We start from the raw sequence: 9,082 nt of genomic DNA, 5'->3' as shown, positions 1-9,082 counted from the left end.
ACCCCCCCCCGGCCCCCCCGGCGGTGATGCGGGGGCCCGCGGGTGGTCCCCCCCGCAGGCGGGGGGGGCCGCACCGGCGAGACTCGTGCGGGTATATAGATATCTGTATAGTCACTTGGGTGGGCAACCCGTGGCAGATCGAGATCGAGCCAGAGGTCAGGCAGTGGCTGGAGCTCCTCCCGGATGCCCACTACGACAAAGCCGAACGTGCGGTCGATATGCTCGCAGACGGGCCGACGACTCTGGCTGAGCCCTACTCGCGCCACCTGGGTGGCAGAGTGCGTGAGCTGCGCTTCAGCGTGGACGGCAGCGCTGTGCGGATCACCTACTGGCTCGCGCCTGCTCGCCGCATCGTGCTGCTGACGGTCTTCCGCAAGACGCGGCAGCGGGAGGCGGCCGAGGTCGAGCGCGCTCAGCAGGCGCAGAAGGAGTGCGAGGCGGACCACGGTCCCGCTGCGCACGTCTACGACCGGACCACGGAGGAGAGCTCGTGAACCACGCACAGTGGAAGACCCGCCGAACCCGGAAGATCCTGGGCGAGCCGGTGCACGAGTCCCAGGCCTATGTGGAGGCCGGTTACGCCTTCGCACTGGGGCAGGCCGTCTATGACCGGCGGACGGAGCTGGGGATCTCTCAGGCGGAAGTGGCGCGGCGGGCCGGTATGACGCAACCGCAGATCTCCCTCGTCGAGGGTGGCGATTCCCTGCCGACCCTCCCGCTGCTCACCCGGCTGGCGAAGGCACTGGATGCCGCGCTGAGCATCGACCTGGACGGTGACGCCGCCGTGTTCGTCTTCTCGGCGCACGGTGGCAGCCCGTCCGGAGGCGCGGGCGGCGGAACCTCGACGGGCGGAACCTCGGCGGGCGGGAGCGCGGCGGCCTGAGTTCTACCGTGCCTCCGAACGGCCGCACGCTCACCGATGACGTGACCTCGGCGCGTCTGGCGATGGTGTCGGGGGGCAAGGTCACCTCGGACCACGTCCCGCCGCACACCGACCTGCTCCCCGCCTTCCCCCACCTCGGCCACCCCCACCCGGCCGCCCCGGCCGGGTAGCGCGGGGCCGGCCCGGTGCGGCGGTCAGGCGGCCGACGAGGTCCCGAGGAGGACGTCCCCGGCGCGTACGTCGACGCCGTCCGGGCCGGTGGGCGCCCCGGCGCCGGCGCCGGCGAGGAGGAGACGGGCGCCGTGCGGCGGCTCCAGTTCGTCGACCGTGAGCGTGGGGTTCCGCCGGATCTCCACCAGGGCGAGTTCGACCGCGTTCCCCCGCCGGTCGGTGCAGTGGAAGCGCGTGCCGAGGCGCGTGTGCGCCAGGCAGCGCACGACGAGGGCGAGGTGGTCGGCGTCCACCGGGTCCACGTCGATGACCTGGACCTGCGGCGGCCGGTGCGCCCGGCCGTGGGTGAGCGCGCTCATCCCGCGCTCACCGGCTTCGCCAGGACGAGCTCGCGCCGGACGCCGTCCGCCAGGAGGTCGCCCTCCTCGCCGGTCCTGGTGAAGCCGGCGCGCTCGTACAGGGCGATCGCCCGCTCGTTGTCGGGCATCACGGCGAGCTTCAGGGCGGCGCACCCCCGTGTCGCCGCCCAGAGCTCGATCTCGCCGATCAGCCGCTCGCCGACTCCCCGGCCGCGTGCCGCCGGGCCGACCCACATCGAGATCAGCTCGGTGCTCGCCCGGTCCGGCTTGCCCTCCGCGTCCTCGCCCGGGACGCCGCTCGCCATCCCGGCGGGCTCGCCGTCGACGAACGCCACCAGATCGACGGCGCCGGGGATCTCCAGGCGTGAGCGCCAGCGCTCCTCTCGGTCGCCCTCGCCCTGCCAGTCGGCCAGGGTGGAGCCGAAGGCGTAGGGCGCTTCGCCCAGGGCGGCGAGGCGCAGTCCGCGCCAGAGCCGCCAGTCGTCGGAGGTCAGTGCACGCAGTTCGATCATGTCGGCGACTCTGCCGTGCCCGCAGCCGTTGCCGCAATCGGTTTTGAGGATGCCCCGTCACCCCGCCAGGGGCGGGTTCAGGCGGGCGAAGCCCTCCTGGCGGCGGTACGGGAAGTAGGGGTACGGGGCGGTGCGGCCGCTGGTCGCGTCCAGGCGGGCGATCTGCTCGACCGTCAGCTCCCAGCCGACGGCGCCGAGGTTCTGCCGCAGCTGCTCCTCGTTGCGGGCCCCGATGATGACCGAGGAGACGGTCGGGCGGCGCAGCAGCCAGTTGATCGCCACCTGGGGGACGGTGCGGCCGGTCTCCTTCGCGACGGAGTCGAGCGCGTCGACGACGTCGTGGAGCAGCTCGTCCTCCACCGGCGGGCCGTAGTCGGCGGTGTCGTGCAGGCGGCTGCCGGCCGGGATCGGGGTGCCCCGGCGGATCTTCCCGGTGAGCCGGCCCCAGCCGAGCGGGCTCCACACCAGGGCGCCGACGCCCTGGTCGTGGCCGAGCGGCATCAGCTCCCACTCGTAGTCGCGACCGACCAGCGAGTAGTAGACCTGGTGGGCGGCGTAGCGGGGGCGGCCGTGCGCGTCGGCGGCGGCGAGCGACTTCATCAGCTGCCAGCCGGAGAAGTTGGAGACGCCGGTGTAGCGGATCTTCCCGGCGCGGACCAGGTCGTCCAGGGTGGCGAGCACCTCCTCGACCGGGGTGGCGGCGTCGAAGGCGTGCAGCTGGAAGAGGTCGAGGTAGTCGGTGCCGAGGCGGCGCAGGGCGGCGTCGACGGAGGTGATCAGGCGGGCGCGCGAGGTGCCGGCGTCGTTGGGGCCGTCGCCGGTGGGCAGGCCGGCCTTGGTGGAGATCAGCACCTGGTCGCGACGGCCCTTGACCGCCTGGCCGAGCACCTCCTCCGAGGCGCCGTCCGAGTAGACGTCGGCGGTGTCGAACAGGGTGACGCCGGCGTCGATCGCGATGTCTAGCAGGCGGCGGGCCTCCTGGACGTCGGTGGTGCCCCAGGCGCCGAACAGCGGGCCGCTGCCGCCGAAGGTGCCGGTGCCGAGCGAGAGTGCGGGGACCTTGAGGCCGGACGCTCCGAGCTGGCGGTACTCCATGACTGTGCTCCCTCCCCGTCCCGGTGGGCGACTGCACTGCACGCCCTCCGTTAACGGGACTCTTGTTCCGTTAAGATGTCCTGACCCTAGCACCGTGTCCACCACTAACGGAACAGGAATCCCGTTAATGACTCCGGAGAACGCCACTCCCGAAGCCCCCGCCCCCGACGCCCCCGCCCCCGACGCCCCCGGCGCCCAGCGCCCCGGCGGTCGCACCGCCCGCGTCCGGGCCGCCGTCCTGCGGGCCGCCGAGGACGCCCTCGTCGAGGTCGGCTTCGCCGGACTCGACCTCGGCGACCTCGCCCGCCGGGCCGAGGTCGGCCGGACCACGGTCTACCGCCGCTGGGGCTCCACCGGCGCACTGATGGCCGACCTGCTCGCGGACATGGCCGAGCAGTCCCTGCCCCGCGCGCGCACCGGCTCGCTCCGCAACGACCTCCGCGCCAACGCCCGGCTCGTCGCGCGCACCCTCGCCGACCCGCGCCAGGGCGCGCTGTTCCGCGCCGTCCTGGTGGCGGCGACCTGTGACGAGGCGGCGGCCGAGGCCCTGCACCGCTTCTACCTGGTCCGGGTCGCCGAGTGGGCGCCGTGCGTGGCCGACGCGGTCGAGCGCGGCGAACTGCCGCCCGACACCGACCCGTTCGAGGTGGTCCGGGCCGTCTCCGCCCCGCTCTACTACCGGATGCTGACCACCGGCGACCCGCTGGACGAGGCCGCCGCCGACCGCGCCGCCGACGCCGCCGAGGCCGCCGCCCGCGCGGGCGCCTACCGCCGGGCGTAGCGCCCGTCGGCCGCCCCGCGCCCCTCCGGACGGGCGGTACCCGGGCGGTCCGACCCGCGGGAGGCGGTGACCGACCGCGCCCGTAGGCTGACGTGCAGGTCAGGAGCAAGGAGCGGGACTGTGCGGATAGAGCGTCACCAGGTGGGCGAGGCGTTGCTTTCGACGACACGTGAGGACTTCACCAACCGGATCGGAGGGGAGGTCCGCTCCATGTCGCGGGCCGGCCGGATGGCCTCCCGGGAATGGACGTACCTCGCGGACGAGTTCGTCGAGTACCTGGGCGCCCTCTCGGCCGAGCGGCCCGCCCTGGACACCCCGGAGGCCAGGGCCGTCCTGAAGGACGCCACCGAGTCCGCCGCCGGAGCCGTCGCGTTCGCCGCGTACTTCCCGCACGTCGACTTCCAGGTCTTCCTCGACTACGTGAACTTCGGGATCAGCTACGAACCCGGCGAGGACGACGACGGTGCGAGCGGGGTCGCCCCGTACGAGTGGCTCGACGCGTTCTGCCTCGCGATCCTCTCGGACCGGGCCCACCACCACGGGGAGGCGTTCTGCTTCGCCCGGCGGAAGTTCGACGCGGGCTCGGCCGGTGACCCCGTCGTCGAGCTCGCCACCGGACTCCTGGCCCAGGCCATCGGCGTCCTGGACGACGAGGACGCGTCCTACCCGCCGAGCCCGCAGGAGCGGCTCGCCGCCGTCGACGCGGCGCTGGAACGCGTCCGCGGGCGCGGGGAGGCGAGCGGCGAGGACCTGCTCGACCGGCCGCACGCCGCCGGCCTGGTCACGCTGCGCGCCCTGGTCGCCGGGGACCGGGCGGCGTTCGACGCCGGGTTGACCGGGCTGCTGCTCCGGCAGAGCCGGACGAACCCCGTCCACGCCCGGCCGGGCAGCCTCCTCCCGCTGGTACCGCTCGCCCTGGCCGCGCTCGCGTACCGGGGCCCGGGCTGGTGGCCGGCGGTCGACACCGACTACCTCCCGCGCACCCTGGTCACCGGGTTCGAGACGCCCGGCCCGCGGGTCGGGCCCTTCGGCCGGGACCGCCGCCCGGACGCGGTCGCCGCCCTGGCCGCCGGGCCGGTGCGGGTCGAGCGGCCGGGGGAGCCGCAGGCCGTCCACCCGGACGGCGCGGCGTTCCTCGCCCGGGAGGCCGAGGAGGCGTTCACCCCGGTCGACGGGAAGCCGCTCGCCGTCTGGCGGCTGGCGGGCGTGGCCCGCTACGAGGAGATGTTCTTCAAGGCCCGCGCCTCGCAGGCCGACGACGTCGGGGAAGGCGAGATCGCCAGGCTGCGCCGGGCCTCCCGCATGGCGGCGACGGTGTTCCGGACCGCCCTCGCCGCGCCGGGCACCGAGGTGGAGGTGGCGATCGACGGCCGGACGCTGCGCTACCCCGCCACCCTGGACAGGGACGAGGCGGGCCCCTGGGGCTGGTGCAAGGCCGTCTCCCTCGCCCTGGTCTCCGGCGCGCGCGAGGATCTCGCCCCGCTGGTCCACGCCGGTCCCGCCGTCGCACTCCGGGACGGTGCGCCCCGGTCGGCGTTCGCCTCCTACCCGGAGGCCCTGCACGACTACCTCCGGGGCGAGGACCCCGTACCGGCGACGGAACGGGCCCTGGCGGAGGTCGAGCAGGGGAAGGACTGGGGCTTCTTCCCTCCGCCCGTCGTCCTCTTCTCGCAGCTGGTCGAGGGGGACGAGGAGAGCTTCAACCTGGCCCTGGTGGACGCCCTGGAGGTGCACCGGGACTACTACCGGGTCGCGGATCGCGCGGACAGCAGCGACTCGGCGGTCGACCTCGCCGTCCTGGGTCTGGCGTGCCACGCCCGCCGCCGGGGCTGGCGGATCCGGGTCGACTCCCCGTACCTCCCGAAGCGGCTGCTCGCGACGGCCGAGCCCTTCCGGCCCGCCTGATCCGCTTCCGGCCCCTTCCTGTTTCCCTCCCCCTCCCCTTTCCCCTCCCCCTTCTCCTTCCCGTTCCCGGCCCACTGCCGGGCCGGGAACGGGAACGGCGGCGGGACCCGCCTACGCCGGGGCCGGGCGGCTGTCCGGCCGTCCGTCGGGGGCGGCCGTCCACTCGGCGATGAAGGTGCGGGCCTGGTCCGGGGTGAGCGGGTGGGCGAAGAGGTAGCCCTGGCCGAGCGGGCAGCCCATCCCGGCGAGGAGGTCGCGCTGCTCGGGGTTCTCGATGCCCTCGGCGATGACCTGGACGTCGAGGGTGTCGGCGATCCGGGTGATGCCCTCGACCAGCGCGTACTGCTGCGGGGAGTGGCCGAGGCCGTCGATGAAGGACTTGTCGATCTTGAGGATCGAGATCGGGAACTCCCGCAGGTACGACAGGGACGAGTACCCGGTGCCGAAGTCGTCGATGGCGATGCCGACGCCCAGGTCCGCCAGGGTCCGCATGTCGGTGTGGACGCGCCCGTCCCGGCGCATCAGCACGGATTCGGTCAGCTCCAGCACCAGCGACTCGGCCGGGATGCCGGAGGCCCGGACGGCGCCGCGCACCACGTCGACGAAGCCGGCGTCGCGGAACTGCCGGGCGGAGACGTTGACGTTGACCCGCAGCGGCGGCCGGCCCGCGGCGGCGCGCACGGCGGTGCTCTGCCGGTGCCAGACGGCGGCCTCCTGGGCGGCGCGTTCCAGGACCCAGGCTCCGAGCGGCACGATCTGGCCGCTCTCCTCGGCGAGGGCGATGAACTCGTCGGGCAGGACCATTCCGCGCCGGTCGTGCGGCCACCGCACGAGCGCCTCGAAGGCGACGAGGTCACCGGTCGCCAGGTCGACGATCGGCTGGTAGTACAGCCGGAACGCGGACTCGGCGATCGCGGTGTCCAGGTTCTCGTTCAGCTCGTGCCGCTCCACCATCCCGGCCTGCAAAGCCGGCTGGTACGGGCACCACTGCCGCTTGCCGGCCGCCTTCGCCGAGTACAGCGCCAGGTCGGCGTGGCTGAGCAGCTCGGTGGTGTCCACGCTGTCCTCCGTCGTCGCCACGCCGATACTGGCCGTCACCCGGACCGCGCCCGCGCTCAGCTTGAACGGCTCCGAGAAGGCGGCCAGCACGGTGTCCGCGATCCCGCCCACGTCGGCCGGCCGCACCGCGTCCTCGACCAGCACCGCGAACTCGTCGCCGCCCAGCCGGGCCGCCGTGTCGGAGGTGCGCAGCGCGGTGGAGACCCGTAGCGAGACGGCGACCAGCAGCTCGTCGCCGACCGCGTGCCCCTGGGTGTCGTTGACCATCTTGAAGTCGTCCAGGTCGATGAAGAGCACGCCGGTGACGGCGCCGCTGCGTTCGCCGCGGGAGAGCGCGTGGCCGACCCGGTCCAGGAAGAGGACGCGGTTGGCCAGGCCGGTGAGCGAGTCGTGGAAGGCGCGGTGGGTGAGTTCGCGCTCCATCTGCCGCTGGTCGGTGACGTCGCGCAGGGTGAGCACCAGGCCGCCGACGGTCGGGTCGTCGCGCAGGTCGTTGCAGCGGACCTCGGCCTCGATCAGGGTGCGGTCGGAGCGCAGCAGACGCCAGTGCTCACGCTGCGTGTCGCCGCCGGACCGGCTGCCGGCGCCGTCCGGGCCGCGCATCCGGGCCAGCGCGCCGCCGACGGCCCGGCTGTCCTCGGGCGGGACGAGCTCGGTGATCAGGGTGCCGTTGAGGTCGGGATAGCCGAGGACCCGCTCGGCGGAGGAGGACGAGGCGTAGCGGACGGAGTCGTCGGCGTTGAGGATCAGGATGACGTCGCTGGCGCTCTGCACCAGCGTGCGGAAGTAGGCCTCGCTGTTGCGGCGGGTGATCTCCTGGCTCAGCGTGACGCGCTCGACGGCGAGGGCGGCCTGGGCGGCCAGGATCTCCAGCGAACCCCACAGGCTGGTCAGTTCCTGCTCGGTGCCGGTGACGATGAGCGCGCCGATCAGCGGGTCCCCGGAGGGGCGCTCGGCGAGGGTGAGCGGGCAGAGCAGGGCGTTGGGCATGCCGTCGAGGCGGCCGGAGAGGCCGGCGCCGACGGCCTCGACGGGCAGCAGTCTGGTCTCCCGGTAGGCGGCCAGGGCGAGCACCTCGTCGGAGTCGCCGCCCCGGATCGGGTGGTGGCCGGAGCCGCGTTGGGCGTGCCGGACGTGCAGCATGCCGCCCTCGGTGACGGCGAGCAGCGCGACGTGACCGTCCTCCGTGGGCATCAGGGTCGAGGCGGCGGCCTGGACGGCGTCGGCGACCTCCTCGACGGTGACCGCCGCGGTGAGCGAGGATCCGGCCTCGCGCAGGGCGCGTTCCCGCGCGACGGCCTGCCTGCGGGCGCGGACCACGACGGCCAGCCGGGCCAGCACGAGCAGGTAGAGGACGGCGGAGAAGGCGCCGATCACCCCGGCGTTGCTGGTGTTTCCGAGGACCGACTCGACGATCAGGATGGTCGGCGCGATCAGGGAGGCGAGGGTGAGCAGGGCGAGCCGGCCGGGGCTGAGGTCGGGCTGCTGGCTGGGGATGGGTCTGGTCAGTTCGACCATGGACGGGTGCAGCGCGGCCGCGCCCCAGGCGGTGTAGAAGGCCGCCCAGCCGAGGTCGACGGGGGTGCCGATGTGCCACTCGCCGTGCAGCAGGATCAGGCCGTAGGCGACGTCGGCGGCCAACAGGCCGACGGTGCCGATGGCGAGCAGCTGGAGCGAGCGGCTGAACCCGCCGCGCGGCACCACCAGCCGCAGCAGCAGCGCGAGGACGACCACGTCGCCGAGCGGGTAGGCGATGGCGACGGCCTTCTGGAACCAGTCGAGGTCGGGGTTCCGGGTGTACGGCAGGATCAGGTAGATCCAGGCGAGCAGGGCCAGGCCCATGGTGAGGATGAGCGCGTCCAGCAGGCTGGCCCGGTCCTGATGTGCCGTACGCCAGCGGATGAAGCCCAGGACGCCGGCCGCGTAGAGCAGGTACTCGGCGAGGTAGAAGCCGTCGGCGACGGAGGGGAACGGGCTGCCGAGGTGCAGGAACTGCATCTGGATGACCTGGACGACCTCGCCCGCCGTGAAGCTGAGGTTGGCGAGTGCCAGCAGGTACCAGAACAGCGCGTGGGACGGGCGGTTGAGACGGACGCCGACCACGATGGCGGCGACGCCGCCCAGGCCGATGCCCGTCCACCAGATGATCCGCTGCGAGGGGTTGGTGTAGTAGATGGCCGTGAACAGCACCATCCAGACCAGGTAACAGGCCATCAGGCGTTGTCGCCGACGAGTCAACGAGGCTACCTCCTCCACGACATCACCCCGCCTGTCGGGCGGGCGAGTTCGGGCGAGGACGGGGCGGTCGGGCCGCCCG

Annotated in this window: 9 protein-coding genes; 5 read left to right on the top strand and 4 right to left on the bottom strand. The window is 73.7% G+C overall.

The annotated features are described in order from the left end of the window. The first annotated feature begins 119 nt into the window (after positions 1-119). From ACFWIC_RS11190 to ACFWIC_RS11180, 3 genes are read left to right on the top strand one after another with little or no spacing between them, the layout of a single operon-like run. The gene (locus ACFWIC_RS11190; RefSeq protein WP_380517829.1) at positions 120-494 is read left to right on the top strand and encodes a type II toxin-antitoxin system RelE/ParE family toxin; all 375 of its coding nucleotides are present in this window, start codon (positions 120-122) and stop codon (positions 492-494) included. Continuing rightward, complete coding sequence (locus tag ACFWIC_RS11185; RefSeq protein WP_329950890.1) at positions 491-883, top strand: helix-turn-helix domain-containing protein; 393 nt, start codon at positions 491-493, stop codon at positions 881-883. The genes ACFWIC_RS11190 and ACFWIC_RS11185 overlap by 4 nt, the downstream gene beginning before the upstream one ends. A 41-nt stretch (positions 884-924) precedes the next feature. After that, the gene (locus tag ACFWIC_RS11180; RefSeq protein ID WP_380517826.1) at positions 925-1,053 is read left to right on the top strand and encodes a hypothetical protein; all 129 of its coding nucleotides are present in this window, start codon (positions 925-927) and stop codon (positions 1,051-1,053) included. A 24-nt stretch (positions 1,054-1,077) separates the two neighbouring features. Here the strand turns inward: ACFWIC_RS11180 and ACFWIC_RS11175 are convergent, their stop codons facing one another. Genes ACFWIC_RS11175 through ACFWIC_RS11165 form a run of 3 tightly spaced genes read right to left on the bottom strand, consistent with a single transcriptional unit; the run spans position 1,078 to position 3,020 of the window. Beyond that, positions 1,078-1,413 (bottom strand): hypothetical protein, encoded by a 336-nt coding sequence (locus ACFWIC_RS11175; RefSeq protein ID WP_329878307.1) that lies wholly within the window; start codon positions 1,411-1,413, stop codon positions 1,078-1,080. Beyond that, on the bottom strand, positions 1,410-1,925 hold the full coding sequence (locus ACFWIC_RS11170) for a GNAT family N-acetyltransferase (RefSeq protein ID WP_329950888.1): 516 nt from the start codon (positions 1,923-1,925) through the stop codon (positions 1,410-1,412). The genes ACFWIC_RS11175 and ACFWIC_RS11170 overlap by 4 nt, the downstream gene beginning before the upstream one ends. Positions 1,926-1,982: 57 nt before the next feature. Continuing rightward, positions 1,983-3,020: an aldo/keto reductase gene (locus ACFWIC_RS11165; RefSeq protein ID WP_329950887.1), complete on the bottom strand. Its 1,038-nt coding sequence runs from the start codon at positions 3,018-3,020 to the stop codon at positions 1,983-1,985. Positions 3,021-3,147: 127 nt separating this feature from the next. Here ACFWIC_RS11165 and ACFWIC_RS11160 point away from each other — a divergent pair, with 127 nt between their 5' ends. Further along, complete coding sequence (locus tag ACFWIC_RS11160; RefSeq protein WP_380517822.1) at positions 3,148-3,801, top strand: TetR/AcrR family transcriptional regulator; 654 nt, start codon at positions 3,148-3,150, stop codon at positions 3,799-3,801. A 120-nt stretch (positions 3,802-3,921) separates the two neighbouring features. Next, on the top strand, positions 3,922-5,706 hold the full coding sequence (locus ACFWIC_RS11155) for an Imm49 family immunity protein (RefSeq protein ID WP_380517819.1): 1,785 nt from the start codon (positions 3,922-3,924) through the stop codon (positions 5,704-5,706). A gap of 111 nt (positions 5,707-5,817) precedes the next feature. On the opposite strand, the gene ACFWIC_RS11150 is transcribed toward ACFWIC_RS11155, so the two are convergent. After that, positions 5,818-9,003 carry a putative bifunctional diguanylate cyclase/phosphodiesterase gene (locus ACFWIC_RS11150; protein WP_380362809.1) on the bottom strand — a complete coding sequence of 1,062 codons (3,186 nt, stop codon included), beginning with the start codon at positions 9,001-9,003 and terminating at the stop codon, positions 5,818-5,820. Positions 9,004-9,082 lie beyond the last annotated feature (79 nt).

This window comes from Kitasatospora sp. NPDC127035 (assembly GCF_042726075.1).
GTDB lineage: Bacteria > Actinomycetota > Actinomycetes > Streptomycetales > Streptomycetaceae > Kitasatospora.
Note: the sequence above shows the minus strand (reverse complement) of the source record. Positions and strands in the feature narration are given on the sequence as shown.